The sequence below is a fragment of the Streptacidiphilus albus JL83 genome (genome assembly GCF_000744705.1).
Taxonomy (GTDB): domain Bacteria; phylum Actinomycetota; class Actinomycetes; order Streptomycetales; family Streptomycetaceae; genus Streptacidiphilus; species Streptacidiphilus albus.
In genome coordinates, this window is record NZ_JQML01000001.1 from 3,845,787 (window position 1) to 3,862,723 (window position 16,937).

At 73.3% G+C, this 16,937-nt stretch carries 14 protein-coding genes; 9 read left to right on the forward strand and 5 right to left on the reverse strand.

Features of this window, described 5'->3' with window-relative positions; all coding sequences use genetic code 11:
• Nucleotides 1-18 precede the first annotated feature (18 nt).
• From BS75_RS16570 to BS75_RS16585, 4 genes are all read right to left on the reverse strand, one after another.
• Nucleotides 19-1,476: a sensor histidine kinase gene (locus BS75_RS16570; RefSeq protein ID WP_052070632.1), complete on the reverse strand. Its 1,458-nt coding sequence runs from the start codon at nt 1,474-1,476 to the stop codon at nt 19-21.
• A 71-nt stretch (nt 1,477-1,547) separates the two neighbouring features.
• Entirely contained in the window at nt 1,548-2,312 is a 765-nt protein-coding gene (locus BS75_RS16575) for a response regulator transcription factor (protein WP_034088790.1), read from the reverse strand.
• Nucleotides 2,313-2,463: 151 nt separating this feature from the next.
• Nucleotides 2,464-3,204 carry a rhomboid family intramembrane serine protease gene (locus BS75_RS16580; protein WP_042439475.1) on the reverse strand — a complete coding sequence of 247 codons (741 nt, stop codon included), beginning with the start codon at nt 3,202-3,204 and terminating at the stop codon, nt 2,464-2,466.
• A gap of 71 nt (nt 3,205-3,275) precedes the next feature.
• On the reverse strand, nt 3,276-4,313 hold the full coding sequence (locus BS75_RS16585; protein ID WP_081982377.1) for an aldose 1-epimerase family protein: 1,038 nt from the start codon (nt 4,311-4,313) through the stop codon (nt 3,276-3,278).
• A 254-nt stretch (nt 4,314-4,567) separates the two neighbouring features.
• Here BS75_RS16585 and BS75_RS44355 point away from each other — a divergent pair, with 254 nt between their 5' ends.
• Nucleotides 4,568-7,783 carry an N-acetylmuramoyl-L-alanine amidase gene (locus BS75_RS44355; RefSeq protein ID WP_152646068.1) on the forward strand — a complete coding sequence of 1,072 codons (3,216 nt, stop codon included), beginning with the start codon at nt 4,568-4,570 and terminating at the stop codon, nt 7,781-7,783.
• A 213-nt stretch (nt 7,784-7,996) separates the two neighbouring features.
• Entirely contained in the window at nt 7,997-9,154 is a 1,158-nt protein-coding gene (locus BS75_RS16595) for an acyl-CoA dehydrogenase family protein (protein ID WP_034088791.1), read from the forward strand.
• A gap of 66 nt (nt 9,155-9,220) precedes the next feature.
• Here the strand turns inward: BS75_RS16595 and BS75_RS16600 are convergent, their stop codons facing one another.
• The gene (locus tag BS75_RS16600; protein ID WP_331281426.1) at nt 9,221-10,087 is read right to left on the reverse strand and encodes a siderophore-interacting protein; all 867 of its coding nucleotides are present in this window, start codon (nt 10,085-10,087) and stop codon (nt 9,221-9,223) included.
• Between the two features lie 45 nt (nt 10,088-10,132).
• Here BS75_RS16600 and BS75_RS16605 point away from each other — a divergent pair, with 45 nt between their 5' ends.
• From BS75_RS16605 to BS75_RS16635, 7 genes are all read left to right on the forward strand, one after another.
• On the forward strand, nt 10,133-11,197 hold the full coding sequence (locus BS75_RS16605; RefSeq protein ID WP_081982378.1) for a FecCD family ABC transporter permease: 1,065 nt from the start codon (nt 10,133-10,135) through the stop codon (nt 11,195-11,197).
• Entirely contained in the window at nt 11,194-12,285 is a 1,092-nt protein-coding gene (locus BS75_RS16610) for a FecCD family ABC transporter permease (protein ID WP_042439478.1), read from the forward strand. Before BS75_RS16605 ends, BS75_RS16610 begins: the two co-directional genes overlap by 4 nt.
• Before the next feature lie 50 nt (nt 12,286-12,335).
• Entirely contained in the window at nt 12,336-13,163 is an 828-nt protein-coding gene (locus BS75_RS16615) for an ABC transporter ATP-binding protein (protein WP_034088793.1), read from the forward strand.
• A 109-nt stretch (nt 13,164-13,272) separates the two neighbouring features.
• Nucleotides 13,273-14,304, forward strand: a complete 1,032-nt coding sequence (locus BS75_RS16620) for an iron-siderophore ABC transporter substrate-binding protein (protein WP_034088794.1) — start codon at nt 13,273-13,275, stop codon at nt 14,302-14,304.
• 122 nt (nt 14,305-14,426) lie between these two features.
• Nucleotides 14,427-15,365 (forward strand): glycoside hydrolase family 16 protein, encoded by a 939-nt coding sequence (locus BS75_RS16625; RefSeq protein ID WP_152646069.1) that lies wholly within the window; start codon nt 14,427-14,429, stop codon nt 15,363-15,365.
• A gap of 51 nt (nt 15,366-15,416) precedes the next feature.
• Nucleotides 15,417-16,178 (forward strand): SDR family oxidoreductase, encoded by a 762-nt coding sequence (locus tag BS75_RS16630; RefSeq protein WP_034088796.1) that lies wholly within the window; start codon nt 15,417-15,419, stop codon nt 16,176-16,178.
• A gap of 304 nt (nt 16,179-16,482) precedes the next feature.
• Nucleotides 16,483-16,929 carry a hypothetical protein gene (locus BS75_RS16635; RefSeq protein ID WP_034088797.1) on the forward strand — a complete coding sequence of 149 codons (447 nt, stop codon included), beginning with the start codon at nt 16,483-16,485 and terminating at the stop codon, nt 16,927-16,929.
• Nucleotides 16,930-16,937 lie beyond the last annotated feature (8 nt).

Below are 16,937 nucleotides of genomic sequence, written 5' to 3' on the forward strand. Positions count from 1 at the left end.
GAACCTGTGAACGATCTGTCAGCCCGTCAGGGCGACGGCGGCCTCCGGCAGCCGGACGGTGAAGACGGTGCTGCCGGGTCGGCTGGCGACGCCGACCTCGCCCCGGTGCGAGGCGACCACGGCGGAGACGATGGCCAGGCCGAGCCCGGTGCTTCCGGCCGCGCGGGAGCGCGAGTGGTCGCCCCGGGCGAAGCGCTCGAAGACCGTGGACAGCAGTTCGGGCGGGATGCCGGGGCCGTCGTCCTCGATGGTGAGCTCGCAGACCCCGCCGGAGGAGGTCACCGAGGTGGTCACCACCGTCCCGACCGGGGTGTGCTTGCCGGCGTTGGCGAGCAGGTTGACCAGGACCTGGTGCAGCCGGTGCGGGTCGCCGTCGACGACCACCGGATCGTCCGGGAGCCGGATCTGCCACCGGTGGTCGGGGTTGGCGGCGTGGGCGTCCCGGACGGCGTCCACGACCAGCGGCGAGAGGTCGACCGGCTCGCGTTCCAGCGGGCGGCCGGCGTCCAGCCGGGCGAGCAGCAGCAGGTCCTCGACCAGTCGGGTCATCCGGGCGGCCTCGGACTCGATCCGGCTGAGCGCGTAGGCGGTGTCCGGCGGTACGGGTTCGCGACCGCGCCGGGTCAGTTCGGCGTAGCCGGCGATGGAGGCGAGCGGGGTGCGCAGCTCGTGGCTGGCGTCGGCGACGAACTGCCGGACCCGGGTCTCGCTGGCCTGACGGGCGGCCAGGGCGCCGGAGACGTGGTCGATCATCCGGTTGACCGACTCGCCGACCTGTCCGGCCTCGGTGCGCGGGTCGGTGTCGGCGTCGGGCACCCGGACCAACTCGCCGACCTCGCCCCGGTGCAGCGAGAGCCGGGAGATCCGGGCGGCGGTGGCGGCGACCCGGTCCAGCGGCCGCAGCGAGAGCCGGATCACGGCGGCGGTGAGGAAGACCGCGCCGATGACGCCGAGCGCGGTGATCACCACCTCGATGGTCACCAGCTCGTTGACGGTGCTCTCGACCTGGGCCAGCGGCATGCCGATGAAGATCTCGGTGCCGGCCGGCGCCTGCTGGCCGAGCACCATGTAGTCGCCGTACCCCGGGAGCGCGACCTGGTGGTAGCGGCCGTCGGCGGGTACCGCGGTCAGCGCGGACTGCTGGGCGGTGGTGAGCGCGGTCAGCTGTCCCTGGGTGTCGCTCAGCTTGTTCATGCCGGACGAGATCACGCTCCCGCCCTGGAGCACGGCTGCCACAGTGTCGGGCTGCTGGCCGGGGAAGTTCAGGAACTGGACGCTGTCCATCGGCCGGCCGCCGCCCACACCACTGGCACCGGCACCGCCGGTGCCCGGCTGCCCGCCCCCGCCGTGCGGCTGACCGCTGACCTGAACGGCGGTCTGCGCGGTGTTGTTGAGCTGGGTCTCCAGGTTCGCCGTCAGGTGCGCCTTCAGCAGCACCGTGGTCGACAGCGCGATGACCCCGCCGAGCAGGGCCATCAGCACCGTGGTCGTCACCAGCAGCCTGGTCCGCAGGGACCAGGTCGACCAGCGACGGAACCAGCCCCTCCTCACCGGACCGGAGCGGTCGCGTCGGCGGGCTTCAGTACGTAGCCGGCGCCGCGCATGGTGTGGATCATCGGCACCCGGCCGGCGTCGATCTTGCGCCGCAGGTACGAGATGTAGAGCTCGACCACATTGCCCTGGCCGCCGAAGTCGTAGGACCAGACCCGGTCCAGGATCTGCGGCTTGCTGAGCACCCGGCGCGGGTTGCGCATCAGGAAGCGCAGCAGCTCGAACTCGGTGGCGGTGAGCCGGATCGGGTCGCCGCCGCGGAAGACCTCGTGGCTGTCCTCGTCCAGGACCAGGTCGCCGACCGACAGCACCGACTCGGCCCGCGCGGCGGCGGCGCCGGAGCGGCGCAGCAGGCCGCGCAGCCGGGCGACGACCTCCTCCAGGCTGAACGGCTTGGTCACGTAGTCGTCACCGCCGGCGGTGAGGCCGGCGATGCGGTCCTCGACGGCGTCCTTGGCGGTGAGGAACAGGACGGGCACGTCGTGCTGGTCGGCCCGCATCCGGCGCATCACTTCGAGGCCGCTGAGGTCGGGCAGCATGACGTCGAGGATGACGGCGTCGGGTCGGAACTCCCGGGCCGCGCGCAGGGCCGTGGCACCGTCACCGGCGGTGGCGGTCTTCCAGCCCTCGTAGCGGAGGGCCATCGAGAGCAGATCGGCGAGCGGGGCCTCGTCGTCGACGACCAGCACGCGCACCGGTGAGCCGTCGGGACGGCGCAGGTCGGTGGTGGCCGCGTCGGAAGCAGGGGGCGTCGAAGTCATGGTCGTACGGTGCCCAGAGAACATGAAAAAGCACTGAGGCTGTTCTGTGGTGTCCCTGTGGATTCAGTATCGAACCGGTAAGGCCGCCCTACCTCATCTTGACAAGGACCATGCCGACAACCCGGAAAGGTGACAGACCTCATAGCGCTCCTCAGAGCAGACCGAGGTCTCCCAGCTCCTTGTGGAGGTCCTGCCGTTCGCCGCCGGCCGGGCCCGGCAGGGCGACCGTCCCGGTGCTCGGGCCACCCGCCGGGTCGACGGCGGCGGGGGCCGGTCCGGGGATCCCGGCCGGGGTCCGGCGGTCCCGCAGCAGCCAGGCTCCGGCGATTCCGCCGACCAGTCCGCCCAGGTGCGCCAGCCAGCTCACGCCCGGCGTGCCGGGCAGCGCGATGGTCACCAGATAGGCGAAGGAGGCCGCCATCACCAACCCGATCAGGGTGTCGATCAGGTGCCGGTCGAAGATCCCGCGCAGTACGACGTAGCCGAAGTAGCCAAAGATGAGGCCGCTGGCCCCGACGCCCAGGGTGTTCGGGTCCTGGAAGAACCAGACCGCGAGCCCGCTGGTGACCGCGACCAGCAGGGTGAGCCAGAGGAACCGGACCACGCCCCGGTAGGCGGCCAGGAAGCCGAAGACGAACAGCGGTCCGGAGTTGCCCTCGATGTGCTGCCAGCTGAAGTGGAGGAACGGCGCGGAGAAGACGTCGGGCAGCCGGTCGACCCGTTCCGGGATCAGTCCGTAGTCCGTGTCGAGCCGGTAGTGCCCGGCCCAGTTGACGATCTGGACGGCCCAGATCAGCACCATGAACCCGAACATCACGAAGAACGCCTTGCGTGCTTCGGCGATCATCTCCTCGGCCGACTGCGGTCCGGTGCCCCGCCATGCCTGACTCATCTTCTTGCACCCCCTCACACCAAACCCTAGAGCGTGCCGGGGCGTGGCGGCACCCGCAATCCCGGACGGGACTACAGCGCCTTGATCCCCCAGCGGTGCACGACCCGCTGCCCGGGCTCCAGCCGGAGCACGTCCTCACCCGTGGCGAAGGCGTTCGGCGGGCAGCTCATCGGCTCCACCGCCACCCCCGCGCGCCGGTAGCCGCCGGGCAGGCCGTCGGCCGAGTAGAGCTGCAGCCAGCCGATCTCCTCGCCGACCCACAGCTCCACCCCGCGGGTGCCGTCGGCGCTGCTCAGCCGGACCCGGGCGCGGCCGTCGCCGTCCCGGGCCAGGTCGGTGTAGGCGGTGTCCAGCCGGGTGTCGCCGACCTGCCGGGGCTTGCGGAAGTCGTAGCCGGTGCCCTCGACCGACTCCCGGCCGGTCGGGATCAGCCGCTCGTCCACCGGGATCCAGGTGTCGGCGGGCAGTTCCAGCACCGTCTCGTCCAGGCTGCCGGCGCCCATGCCGAGCGTCAGATAGGGGTGGGCGCCGATGCCGTACGGGGCGGCGGTCGGTCCCACGTTGCGGGCGGTGACCTCGGCGGTCAGCCCGGACTCGTCCAGCCGGTAACCGGCCGTCAGGTCCAGGATGTGCGGGTAGCCGTGCATCGGGTAGAGCCGCAGTCCGAAGCGGACCGACGCGGCGTCCTCGGCCACGACCCGCCAGGGCAGCCAGCGGACGAAGCCGTGGCTGGCGTTGTGGGTGGGCGGCTCACTGATGTCGAGCTGCTGGTCCTGGCCGTCGAAGTGGTAGCGGCCGTCGCGGACCCGGTTCGGCCAGGGGATCAGCAACTGCCCGGCCGCGCCGGGGGGCGGCTGCTCCCCCGGGTACTTGACGACCAGTGGGCGCCCGCGGTGGCTGAGCGCGCGCAGACCCGCGCCGACCCCGGTGAGCACCGCCCGGTAGTCGCCGAACTCGATCACCTGCTGCGGCCCGGTCGGGGCGGGGAACTCCTCCGGCGGAGCGCCGCGGCGCCGGGCGGCGACGGCCTTGGGCGCGGCGTCCGCCGGGGTGTTCGCCGGAGCGCTCGCAGGGGTGTTGATCGAGGGCGTGGGGTTCGCGTCGGCCATGGAACCATCGTCGCACGAACGCCCGACGGACAGGCGTCCCACTGGCCGTCGTCCGCCCCTCCACTGCTAGCCTTTCCTCCTATTTGACATCTGTTCGAACGACGTCGGCAGCAGCGGGGGCCGGGGCCGTTCGCGCCCGGGCGCGACCACGGGCGGCACGCACACTCACCAGGCATTTCCGGAAGCCCGGGAACTGGCGGGGGGAGGGGTTCCCCCGGCCGACCGGCTCACGAAGCAGGGGCAGGGGCACCACGTTGGCAGCACGACATGGGCGCAGGAGATCGAGGATCTGGGCGGGGGCGGCGGCGACGCTGGTGGTCGGCGCGCTGGTGGTCGGCGCCGTGGCGGAGGCCGCCCCGGGTACCGAGACCCGGACCGAGCCCGTCGCGGACAGCAGCGCCACGCCTTTCGGCCTGCAGAGTGACTTCGCCTCTGCCGCAGCCGAGTTCCACGTGCCGGTGAGCGTGCTGCTCGCCGTCTCCTACCAGGAGACCCTCTGGGAGTCGCACGACGGACAGCCCAGCAGCACCGGCAACTACAACGTCATGGGCCTGACCGAGGTCGACTCCTCGAACGTGGCCCGGCTCAGCGCCGCCGACAAGCTGGGCGACCTGAACGCGGCCGGCGACGGCAGGCAGCACCCGGCTCCCTCGGCCGCGGAGTTGGCGACCATCGACACGGTCGACATGAACGCACCCGCGCTGCACACCCTGGACGCGGCGGCGGCGCTCATCAAGGAGCCCGACGTCCAGCTCCGGATCAGCATGAAGCAGAGCGTGCGCGGCGGTGCGGCGCTGCTCGCCTCCTACGAGCGGAAGCTGGACGGCTCGCTGCCCGCCGACGCCGGCGCCTGGTACCCGGCCGTCGCCGAGTACGACCAGGCCGCGGACCGGACCACGGCGGCGCAGTTCGCCGACCGGGTCTACGCCACGATCAGCTCCGGGGCCTCGCTCACCACGACCGACGGCCAGGTCGTCACGCTGCCCGCGAGCCCGTCCATACAGCCGCAGACCGACCGGCTGCCCGCGCTGGACCTCCGCTCGGCGGCGGTCCCGACCGGCTCGGGCCCGGCCCCCGAGTGCCCCGCCGGTCTCTCCTGCACCTTCACCGCCGCGGCCGGCGACAAGTACGACGTCGCCGACCGCCCCGCGGACGGCGACACCATCCGGCAGATCGTGATCGACGACACCGAGGGCGCCTCGACGGACTCGGCGGTCGACGGGTTCGCGTCCCCGGCCGGCATGGCCGCCAGCGCGCACTACGTCATCGGTTCCGACGGCTCGGTCACCCAGCTGGTCCCGACCGGGGACATCGCCTTCGACGCCGCCAACAAGACCGTCAACATGCACTCGGTGGGCATCGACAACGTCGGCTTCGCGCGCGGCAGCTGGTACACCGAGCAGGAGTACGAGACCACCGCCGCCCTGGTGCAGTACCTGGCCGGCCGCTTCAGCATCCCGCTGGACCGGGACCACGTCATCGGCCACGACGACGCGCCGTACGCGCTGGACGCCTTCGTCGGCTCGCAGCAGTACGACCCGGGCGTCTACTGGAACTGGGGCCACCTGCTGGCCCTGGTCGGCGCCCCGCTGAGCGGCAACGGCCAGGCCGTGGTGGGCGGCACCGTGACCATCGCCCCCTCCTACGGCAGCGGCAACGAGCCGACGGTGACCGACTGCGTCGACCCGGCCGGGAAGGCGACCGCCTGTGTGCCGCAGCCGACGAACTTCGTCTACCTGCACACCCAGCCCGCGGCCGGCTCGCCGCTGCTGTCGGACCCGGAGCTGTCCGGCGCCGGGATGACCCCGGCCACCACCGACAGCGCCGACGTCAGCGACAAGGCGGTGTACGGGCAGACCTTCGTCGTCGCCCAGCTCTCCGGGAACTGGACCGGGATCTACTACGGCGGGTCGATCGGCTGGTTCTACAACCCCGGCGGCATCAACGCCTATGCCAACAACGCCCCTTCGGACACCCTGGTGGTCACCCCGGCGGTCGGCCGGACCGGCATCCCGGTGTACGGCCGGGCCTACCCCGAGCTCAGCGCCTACCCGGCGGCCCTGCAGACCCCGGCCGTGCAGGCCGCCGACTCGCTGGCGATCGCTCCGCTCAGCCAGTACTCGATCAAGGCGGGCCAGGCCTACACGGCCACGCCCGAGGTCGCGGGCGACTACTACAGCAACTCGGACGTCGATCCGAAGGACACCGACTGCGCCACCCCGAGCGACTGCTTCATGGTCATCGGCGACACCATGTACTACCCGATCCGCTACAACCACCGGCTGGCCTTCGTGAAGGCCTCGGACGTGCAGGTGATAACGGCGGCCACGCCGCCGGTCGGCACCTTCACGCCGGTCGCGCCGACACCGGTCCTGGACACCACCACCGGCCTGGGCGCGCCGCAGGCCAAGGTGGCGGCGGGCCACAGCATCGCCCTGCAGGTCCAGGGCGCGCCCGGGCTCCCGGCCTTCGGGGTGACCGCGGTCGTCCTCACCGTCACCGTGACCGACCCGACCGGCACCGGCTACGTCTCGGTGTACCCGGACGGCCAGCCCAGGTCCGCCCTGTCCAACGTGAACTTCGGCGTGGGCGAGTCGATATCGAACCAGGTGATCGCCCAGGTCGCGAACGGCAAGGTCGACCTGTACGACAACGCCGGCACCGTCGACCTGGCCGCCGACGTCACCGGCTACTACACCAACGACCCCAGCGGTTCGCGGCTGGTGGGCGTCGGACCGACGCGGATCCTGGACACCACCACCGGCCTGGGCGCGGCCAAGGCCCCGGTCGGAGCGGGCAGCAGCATCGCCCTGAAGGTCGCCGGCGCGCCCGGCTCCGGGGTCCCGGCCGCCGGGGTGACCGCGGTGGTGCTGAACGTCACCGCGACCGACGCCACGGCGGCGGGCCACCTCACCGCCTACCCGAGCGGCCTGGCCGGCGTCCCCGCGGTGTCGAGCCTGAGCTACGCCAAGTCCTCCACCGTCTCCGGCCTGGTGACCGTGCCGGTGGGCGGCGACGGCGCGGTGGACCTCCGCAGCAGCGCCGGCACGGTCGACCTGACCGCCGACGTCACCGGCTACTTCACCGCGAGCGGGGGCGGGTCGGCCTTCCACAGCGCCGACCCGCTGCGGCTGATGGACACCCGCTACGGAACCGGCGTGCGCAAGGGCCCGGTCGGCCCCGGCGCGAGCGTGGTGCTCCCGGTGGCCGGGGTGCCCGGCGACGGGGTGCCGCTGAAGGCGACCTCGGTACTGCTGAACGTCACCGTCACCACCCCGACGGCCGCCGCCGAGCTGACGGTCGGCCCGGCCGGCAGCACCCAGCCGACCATGCCGACGCTCCACTACGCGGCGGGCGAGACCATCTCCAACCTGGTCGTGGTCCCGGTGGTGAACGGGCAGGTGCAGTTCACCAACTCCGGTGGCAGCGCGCAGGTGGTCGCCGACCTGGAGGGCTTCTACACCCAGTGACCACCGGGTGAGCACCCCCGGCCCGAGGCCGCCGCGTCCCTGGACGCGGCGGCCTCGTCGCGTCGCGGCAGGCCGCGACGGCCGGGCGACCGGTCGCGGGCGGGCGCGCGGCAGGGCATCGTCGGATGTCACAGCCGGGTGGCCTGGACAAGAAGGCTACTGACGATTAACTTAACGTTCGTTCGGCAGGTCAGCCACGAAAGGAGCGCCATCGTGCGCCGCACCGTATACACCGAGGACCACGAGGCGTTCCGGGAGACCATCCGCGACTTCATCGCCAAGGAGGTCGTGCCGGTCTACCCCGAGTGGGAGCAGGACGGCCACGCCCCCAAGGACTTCTACCTGAAGCTCGGCGAGCTCGGCGTCTTCGGCATCGAGGTGCCGGAGGAGTTCGGCGGCGCCGGGATGCACGGCTTCAAGTACCAGGCGATCGTCACCGAGGAGTGCGCCCGCGCGGGCGTCAGCTTCGGCGGTTCCGGGGTGCACACCGGTCTCTGCCTGCCGTACATCATGGAGTACGCCAACGAGGAGCAGAAGCAGCGCTGGCTGCCCAAGTTCGTCTCCGGCGAGATGATGACCGCCATCGCCATGACCGAGCCGGGCACCGGATCCGACCTGGCCGGCATGACCACCAACGCCAAGCTCTCCGAGGACGGCACCCACTACGTCCTCAACGGCGCCAAGACCTTCATCACCGGCGGCGTCCAGGCCGACCTGATGCTGGTGGTCTGCCGCACCTCTCCGGCGACCCCGGAGAACCGCCGGGCCGGCCTGTCCATCCTCTGCGTGGACACCGGCTCCGAGGGCTACACGGTCGGCCGCAAGCTGGAGAAGATCGGCCTGCGCACCTCCGACACCGCCGAGCTGTCCTTCGTGGACGTCAAGGTGCCGGTCGGCGACCTCCTCGGCGAGGAGGGCAAGGGCTTCTTCTACCTGGCCCACAACCTGGTGCAGGAGCGGCTGGCCATCGCCGTCGGCGCCTACGCCGCCGCCCGCGCCGCCGTGGACCTGGCCGTCGCCTACACCAAGGACCGCAAGGTCTTCGGCCAGTCGGTCGCCTCGTTCCAGAACACCAAGTTCGAACTGGCCGCCTGCGAGGCCGAGGTGGACGCCGCCGAGGCCGTGGTCGACCGGGCGCTGGAGGCCTTCGAGACCGGTGACCTGAACGCGGCCGACGTGGCCAAGGCCAAGCTGTTCACCACCGAGGTCTGCTCCCGGGTCGTGGACAAGTGCCTCCAGCTGCACGGCGGTTACGGCTACATCCTGGAGTACCCGATCGCCCGCCTCTACACCGACAACCGGGTCTTCCGGATCTACGGCGGCACCAGCGAGGTCATGAAGACCGTCATCGCGAAGTCGCTCGGCCTGTAGGCCCCTCGCCCGCAGGTCCGCCCCGGACCGCGCCCGCGCCCACCCCACGAGGGCGCGGGCGCTTCGTCATGCGCCCACCCGCTGCCCGGGCCCGACCTCTTCCGACTCGGCCGCCGGGTCGCTCTCGGAGCGGCCCCGGCGCCAGTAGCCCATGAACTCCACGTCCTCGCGCGCCATTCCGCGCTCCCCCACCAGGTGCCTGCGCAGCGCGCGGACCTGGGCGGCCTCGCCGGCGATCCAGGCGTAGCCGCGACCGGCCGGGAGCGCCGCCGCGGCAACCGACTCCACCAGCTCCGGACCGCCCCGGTGCAGCCAGTGGACGGTGGCGTCGGCGGCCGTCGGCAGCGACTGCCGGTCCGCCGGGTCGGCCACCCGCAGATGGACCTGGACCGGGAGCCCGGCCGGCAGTGACTCCAGGATGCAGCCGACCGCGGGCAGCGCGGTCTCGTCCCCGGCCAGCAGCAGGTGGCCGGCCCCGTCCGGGAGCCGGAACTCCACACCGCCGGCGTTCGGCACGGCCGGTCCGACGACGCCGATCCGGTCGCCCGGACGCGCTCCCCGGGCCCAGCGAGAGGCCGGCCCCTCCCTGAGTGCCCCGCCGCCGGGAGCGAGGTGCAGCGCCACGTCCACGTCGATCTCCCGGGCCTCGCGCCGCTGCGCGCGCAGGGTGTAGGTGCGCATGACGGGCCGCCAGCGGTCGGGCAGCCGCTGCCAGGCGGCGTACCAGCCCCCGTCGTCCACCCCGGACTCCGGGAGCACCGGCTCCTCCTGTCCCGGGAGCGGGAGCAGCAGCTTGATCCGCTGGTCGCAGCCGCCGTTGACGAAGCCGTCCAGCGCCTCGCCGGCGAGGGTGACCCGCAGCATGCCCGGGGTGAGCAGTTCGGTCCTGGCGACGTGGACGGCGAAGAGTCGGAAGTTTCCGGCGACCGGCACGGGGGCCTCCAAAGTCATTATTGCTTAGGTTAGGCTGCCCTTACTATGACACAGTCACTGGCGGCGGCCCCTCCGGCTGAGGAGCCGTCAACCTCCCTGCTCCGTCCCCGGCCGCTGCTCCGGCCACGCCCGGGACCGCTGCTGCTCGCGGTCGGCGTCCTGCTGCTGCTCTGCCTGGCCAGCCTGGCCATCGGGGCCAAGGCGATCCCGCCGAACCAGGTCTGGCACGGGCTGTTCCACCCCACCGGCACCGAGAACGACGTCATCGTCCGCGGCCTCCGGGTACCGCGCACCCTCACCGCCCTCGCCGTCGGCGCCGCCCTCGGCCTGGCCGGGACGCTGATGCAGTCGATGACCCGCAACCCGCTGGCCGACCCGGGGCTGCTCGGCGTCAATGCCGGGGCCTCGGCCGCCGTGGTCACCGCCATCGCCTTCCTGGGCGTCGGCACGACCACCGGCTACGTCTGGTTCGCGCTGGCCGGTGCGGGCGTCGCCACCGTCCTGGTGTGCGCCCTCGGCGGGCTCGGCGCGGTCTCGCCGGTGCGGCTGGCACTGGCCGGGACGGCGGTCAACGCCGCCCTGGTCGGCTACATCGGCGGGGTGGAGCTGCTGGACCAGCAGGCCCTGGACCAGCTGCGGATGTGGTCGGTCGGCTCGCTGGCCGGCAGCACCACCGGCAACCTGCTCGCCTGCCTGCCGCTGCTGCTGGCCGGGGTCCTGCTCTGCGTGCTGGCGGCCCGTCCGCTGAACGCGCTGGCGCTGGGCGAGGACGCCGCGCGGGCGGTCGGCGTCGGGGTGGTCCGGGCCCGGGTGGCCGGCGTGCTGGCGATCACCCTGCTCTGCGGGGCGGCGACCGCGCTCTGCGGACCGATCGCCTTCGTCGGGCTGATGGTCCCGCACCTGGTCCGCTCCCGGACCGGCCCCGACCTGCGCCGGATGCTGCCCCGTGCACTGCTGCTGGCCCCGGCGCTGCTGCTGGCGGCGGACATCGCCGGCCGGGTGCTGGCCGAGCCCGGCGAGGTCCCGGCCGGGGTGATGACCGCGATCGTCGGCGCCCCGGTGTTCGTGGCCCTGGTCCGCGGTCGCCGGGGACGGGTGGCCGGACTGTGAGCGCCGGAACCCCGGACCGCGCGACCGCACGGGGCGCGACCGCACAGCGCGCGCGGGGCGCGGTCGTACGGGGCGCCGTCGTACGGGGCGGCGGCCTCAGCGTCCGCTTCTCGCCGCGCGCCTGCTGGGCCGTGGCCGGCCTGCTGCTGGCCGCGGCCGCCATGGGCGTGGTCGCCCTCGGCACCGGCCCCTACCCGCTCTCCCCGCTCGCCGTGCTGCGCACCCTGGCCGGGCACGGACCGGCCGGCGCGGACTTCATCGTCAACGGACTGCGGCTGCCCCGGGCCGCCGACGGGCTGGCGGCGGGCGCCGCGCTCGGCCTCAGCGGCGCGGTGTTCCAGGCGCTGACCCGCAACCCGCTCGGCAGCCCGGACGTGATCGGCCTCGGCGACGGCGCGGCGACCGGCGCGCTGGTGGTGATCCTGCTGCTCGGCGGCGGCACCGGCGCGACCGCGGTGGGCGCGGTCCTCGGCGGCCTCGGCACCGCACTGGCGGTCTACCTGCTGGCCTGGCGCCAGGGGGTGTCCGGGCTGCGGCTGGTGCTGGTCGGCATCGGGGTGTCGGCGGCGCTGGCCGCCGTCAACACCTGGCTGCTCAGCCGCTCCGGCGTGAACCAGGCGACGGACGCGCTCAGTTGGCTGGTCGGCAATCTGTCGGGACGGGGCTGGAGCGACGCGGCCGTGGCCGGGGCCGGCCTGCTGCTGCTCGGACCGGTGGTGCTGGGCCACGGTCGGCGGCTGGCCGCGCTGGAACTGGGTGACGACGACGCCGCCGCGCTCGGCGTCCCGGTCCCCGCCACCCGGCTGGTGCTGCTGCTGGCCGGCACGGGGCTGACCGCGCTGGCGGTGGCCGCGGCCGGGCCCGTCCCCTTCGTGGCCCTGGCCGCCCCGCACCTGGCCCGGCGACTGACCCGCCGCCCCGGGGCCAACCTCTGCGCGGCGGCCGGGGCCGGGGCGCTGCTCACCGTCTCCGCCGACTGGCTGGCACAGCGGGTGGTGCCGAACGCCGCGCTGCCGGTCGGCGTGGTGGCCTCGGTGCTCGGCGGGCTCTACCTGGCGGTCTCGCTGCTCGCCCGCCGTCACCGCTGACCCCTGCCCGGATCCCCGCACCCGCACCCGCACCTACATCGAGGAGACCCATGCCCTCCGTCCCGCTCCCGCGGCCCGCGACCCGGCTGGCCGCGCACGACGTCACCCTCGGCTACCGGGGGCGCCAGGTCGCCGAGGGCCTGAGCGTCACCGTCCCGGACAACTCCTTCACCGTGATCATCGGCCCCAACGCCTGCGGCAAGTCCACCCTGCTGCGCGCCCTGGCGCGGATGCTGAAGCCGACTCAGGGATCGGTCCGGCTGGACGGCCGGGCGATCACCGAGCTGCCGGCCCGCCAGGTCGCCCGGGAGCTGGGCCTGCTGGCGCAGAGCTCGACCGCGCCGGACGGGATCACCGTCGCCGAGCTGGTCGCCCGGGGCCGCTACCCGCACCAGGGCCTGTTCCGGCAGTGGTCGCCGCGCGACGAGGAGGTGGTCGCCGAGTCCATGGCGGCGACCGGCGTCCAGGAGCTGGCCGGCCGGCCGGTGGACGAGCTGTCGGGCGGTCAGCGGCAGCGGGTCCGGCTGGCGATGTGCCTGGCCCAGGAGACCCCGCTGCTGCTGCTCGACGAGCCGACCACCTATCTGGACCTGGCCCACCAGGTCGAACTGCTGGACCTCTGCGCCCGGTTGCACGAGACCGGCGGGCGCACCCTGGTCGCCGTGCTGCACGACCTCAACCAGGCGGCCCGGTACGCGACCCATCTGATCGCCATGCGCGACGGCCGGGTGGTGGCGGCCGGCGAACCGGCCCGGATCGTGACGGCGGACCTGGTCGAGCAGGTCTTCGGGCTGCGCTGCCGGGTGATCGAGGACCCGGAGAGCGGCACCCCGCTGGTGGTCCCGGCCGCACGGCAGCGCAGGTCAGTACCGGTGTGACTGGAGCTGCGCAAGGTAGTTAGGATAGCCTTACCTAAGTACCCTGCCAGGTAAGAGCGCCGCGTCGGAGCGCTCCCTGGCAGTCCGCCAGTTCCCGCCGGAGGTCCCCATGTTCGTCCCCTCGCGCCGTTCCCTGCTGCTCGGCGGGGCCGGCCTCGCCGCCGCCGCCGGACTCACCGCCTGCGGCAGCGGCGGCACCGGCAGCACCGGCAACGGCACGGCCGGCGGCGGGAGTCCGTCCGGCGCCGCCCCGGCGGCCGGGGCCCTCCCGGCCACCGTCGCCCACAAGTACGGCTCCACCACGGTCACCAGGGCGCCCGGCCGGATCGTCTCGGACGGCTACAACGACCACGACGCCGTCCTCGCCCTCGGCGTGGTCCCGCTGGGGCTGCGGCAGTGGATCCCCGAGTGGAAGCAGGGCGTGGGTCCGTGGGCCCTGTCGGCGCTCCAGGGTCAGCACCCGGAGATCTGGGCCGACGACTCCGTCCCCTTCGAGAAGATCGCCGCACTGGCGCCCGACCTGGTCCTGGAGACCGACAGCGGGATCACCCAGAGCGACTTCGGCAAGCTCAGCCGGATCGCGCCGACCGTGGCCCAGGGCAAGGGCTACGTCGACTACGGCACCCCCTGGGACGTCGCCTCGCTGATGATCGCCGAGGCGATGGGCCGCAAGCCGCAGATGCAGAAGCTCGTCGACGGGGTGAACGCCTCCTTCGCCGCCGCCCGCAGGGCCCACCCCGGCTTCGCGGGCAAGACCGTCACCGCGATGACCTACATGGGCCCGGGGAACCACAACGCCTATGCGAGCGAGGACACCCGGGGCCGGTTCCTCTCCTCCCTCGGGCTGCGCGTCTCCCCCGCCGTGGACAAGGCGGCGGGCAGTCAGTTCTACGCCGAGGTCAGCCCGGAGAACGCCGCACTGCTGGAGGCGGACGTGATGCTGGTGGGCGGCTACGGCACGGCCGGGTCGAAGGCCGCCTTCGCCAAGGACAAGGTGCTGCAGAGCCTCGACGTGGTGAAGCAGGGGCGCTACGTCTTCGTCGAGGACGTCGACGCCTTCATGGCGATCTCGGCGTCCACCGTGCTCAGCCTGCCCTACGGCATCGCCCGGATCGTCCCGCTGCTCGCCGCCGTCGTCTGACAGCCCTTCCGCGGCCGCTCGGAACCCTGATGTTCGACTGTTGTCCCTGGGGCGTATGCGGGACATGCTAGGGCAGACCCATAGTGGGCCAGCCGTTCGAACAGGGGTCAGGGGGACCGCCGGTGTCCGGAATTCGTCCACGCGTGGCGGTGGCCGCCGCTCTGCTCCTGGTGACCACCGCCTGCAGCAGCCTGACCACCGGCACCGACGTCGCCCCCGGCTTCCCGAGCGGCACGCCGACACCCGCGGCCAAGCCCGCCGTCTCCTCCTCCGCGCCGCCGAGCGCCGCCCCCTCCCCCACCCCGCTGTCCCCCGCCGTGCTGCGCCAGGGCCCGACCACGGCCGGGCCCTGGCACCAGGTCTTCGCCGACGACTTCGCCGGCGACCAGCTGAACCAGGACTCCTGGGTGACCTGTTACGACTGGAACGACGACGGCTGCACCAACGCCGGCCAGCACGAACTGGAGTGGTACCAGCCGCAGCAGGTGTCGGAGTCCGGCGGCGCGCTGCTGCTGTCCGCCCGGAAGACCCCCACCTGGGGCAGCGACCAGGAGCTGCACTCGTGGACCTCCGGCATGGTCTCCACCGGCCGCAGCTACTGGGACGGGCAGCCGCGCTTCACCCTCACCTACGGCTACATCGCCGCCGCCATCCAACTGCCGTCCCAGTCGGGCATGTTCCCCGGCTTCTGGCTGATGCCGTCCGGCAGCCGGAGCACGCCGCCGGAGCTGGACATCATGGAGGGCATCGGCTCCGCCGACACCATCCAGATGACCCTGCACTGGGCCGGCGCCGGCGGCGCGGACGTCCACTCCGCCGGACGCTACGGACCGGTGGACTACACCACCGGCTACCACGTCTTCGCGGTGGACTGGGAGCCGCACTCGGTCACCTGGTACATCGACGGGGTCGAGCGCTACCAGGTGACGGACACCGCCCGCATCCCGAAGGTGCCCATGGAGATCCTGCTCAACCTGGCCGTCGGCTACCCCCGCACCCCGCCCGCCGGGGTGACCTCGGCGACGATGAAGGTCGACTGGATCCGGGCCTGGCAGCACTGACCCGCCCCGGCCTACCGCTGACCGGCGGGGACGCATGCGCACAATGGGTCCATGAATCTTGGACTCGATGAGCGGGTGTACATCGTCACCGCCGCCAGCCGCGGCCTGGGCTTCGCCACCGCACAGCAGTTGACCGCCGAGGGCGCCAGGGTCGTGGTCAGCGCCCGCACCCAGGAGGCGGTCGACCGGGCAGTGGGCGAGCTGGGCGGTCCCCGGTCCGCCCACGGAGTCGCCGCCGACAACGCCGACCCCGACACCGCCCAGCGGCTGGTCGACGCGGCCCGGCAGCACTTCGGCCGGCTCGACGGCATCCTGATCAGCGTCGGCGGACCGCCGGCCGGAACGGTCGGCACCGTCACCGACGACCAGTGGCGCGACGCCTTCGAGAGCGTCTTCCTCGGCGCGCTGCGGCTCGCCCGGACCACCGCCGCCGCCCTCGGCGAGGGCGGGGCCATCGGCTTCGTGCTCTCCGGCACCGTCCGCCAGCCGATCGCCGCCCTGGGCATCTCCAACGGACTGCGCCCCGGACTCGCCATGGCCGCCAAGGCCCTCGCCGACGAGCTCGGCCCCCGGGGCATCCGCGTGATCGGCCTGCTGCCCGCGCAGATCGACACCGAACGGGTCCAGGAGCTGGACGCGCTGGGCAGCGACGGCGGGGCGGCCCGCGCCCGCAACGAGCAGGCGATCCCGCTGCGCCGCTACGGCCGCCCGGAGGAGTTCGGCCGGGTCGCCGCCTTCCTGCTCTCCCCGGCCGCCTCCTACCTCACCGGCGTGATGGTCCCGGTGGACGGCGGCGCCCTGCGCGGACTGTGACCACGGGCGCGGGTCCTCGGGCGCGGGCCACGGGCGCGGGCCTCGGTCGCGGGCCACGGGCGCGGGTCCTCGGGCGCGGGTCCTCGGGCCGGTCGCCGAGGGCCGCGGCAGGCGCCTGCACAAGTCCCTTCCGCCCGAGGGCTGCTGGTACCTGTGTGACTCACGGGACCAGTGTTGCGCCGATGTCGCCCGAATGCGCTACGCCGGTGGCGCTGCCGGGCGCGGCTCGCAGGCTGGTGAGTGGAGGCCGGGCAGAACGGCCTCCTCACTTGCCGAAGGCATATGCCGAAACAGGAGGCACCCGATGGCCCGCGCCATTTCCTCAGCCGAAGTCCCCCCGCCCGCCGCCGACCGCGACGTCCGGACCGTCCGGAACGTCCAGAGCGCCCCGGGGGCCCAGGGGGCGGAGGGCGCTCCGCAGCCGGGGGCCGGTCCGCTGCTCCGCGCCATCGCCCTCCAGCGCCCGATCGACGACCTGCTGGAGCTGCTGACCTTCCTGACCGAGGAGGAGCAGTCCGCCCACGTCCAGCAGTTGCTGATGACCGCCGCGACCCTGCGCCCGGTCGGCGACGTCGCCGCGCTCGTCCCCAGGCTGTGCGCCCCGCAGGCCGCGACCACCCTCCACGCCGCCGCCGCGTACCGGCCGGTGGAGGAACTGGCCCAGCTGGTCCGACATCTGCACAATCCCCCGGATCCGTCCGCCGCCGATCAGACCGAGTCCCAACAGGCGCGCTGGAAGCTGCTCCGCTGACCGACGGT

Excerpts from the sequence above, each read along its gene's own strand:
- BS75_RS16570 (WP_052070632.1), bottom strand. The coding sequence starts at position 1,476 with ATGGCCCTGCTCGGCGGGGTCATCGCGCTGTCGACCACGGTGCTGCTG.
- BS75_RS16575 (WP_034088790.1), bottom strand. The coding sequence starts at position 2,312 with ATGACTTCGACGCCCCCTGCTTCCGACGCGGCCACCACCGACCTGCGC.
- BS75_RS16580 (WP_042439475.1), bottom strand. The coding sequence starts at position 3,204 with ATGAGTCAGGCATGGCGGGGCACCGGACCGCAGTCGGCCGAGGAGATG.
- BS75_RS16585 (WP_081982377.1), bottom strand. The coding sequence starts at position 4,313 with ATGGCCGACGCGAACCCCACGCCCTCGATCAACACCCCTGCGAGCGCT.
- BS75_RS16605 (WP_081982378.1), top strand. The coding sequence starts at position 10,133 with ATGACACAGTCACTGGCGGCGGCCCCTCCGGCTGAGGAGCCGTCAACC.
- BS75_RS16615 (WP_034088793.1), top strand. The coding sequence starts at position 12,336 with ATGCCCTCCGTCCCGCTCCCGCGGCCCGCGACCCGGCTGGCCGCGCAC.
- BS75_RS16620 (WP_034088794.1), top strand. The coding sequence starts at position 13,273 with ATGTTCGTCCCCTCGCGCCGTTCCCTGCTGCTCGGCGGGGCCGGCCTC.
- BS75_RS16630 (WP_034088796.1), top strand. The coding sequence starts at position 15,417 with ATGAATCTTGGACTCGATGAGCGGGTGTACATCGTCACCGCCGCCAGC.
- BS75_RS16635 (WP_034088797.1), top strand. The coding sequence starts at position 16,483 with ATGGCCCGCGCCATTTCCTCAGCCGAAGTCCCCCCGCCCGCCGCCGAC.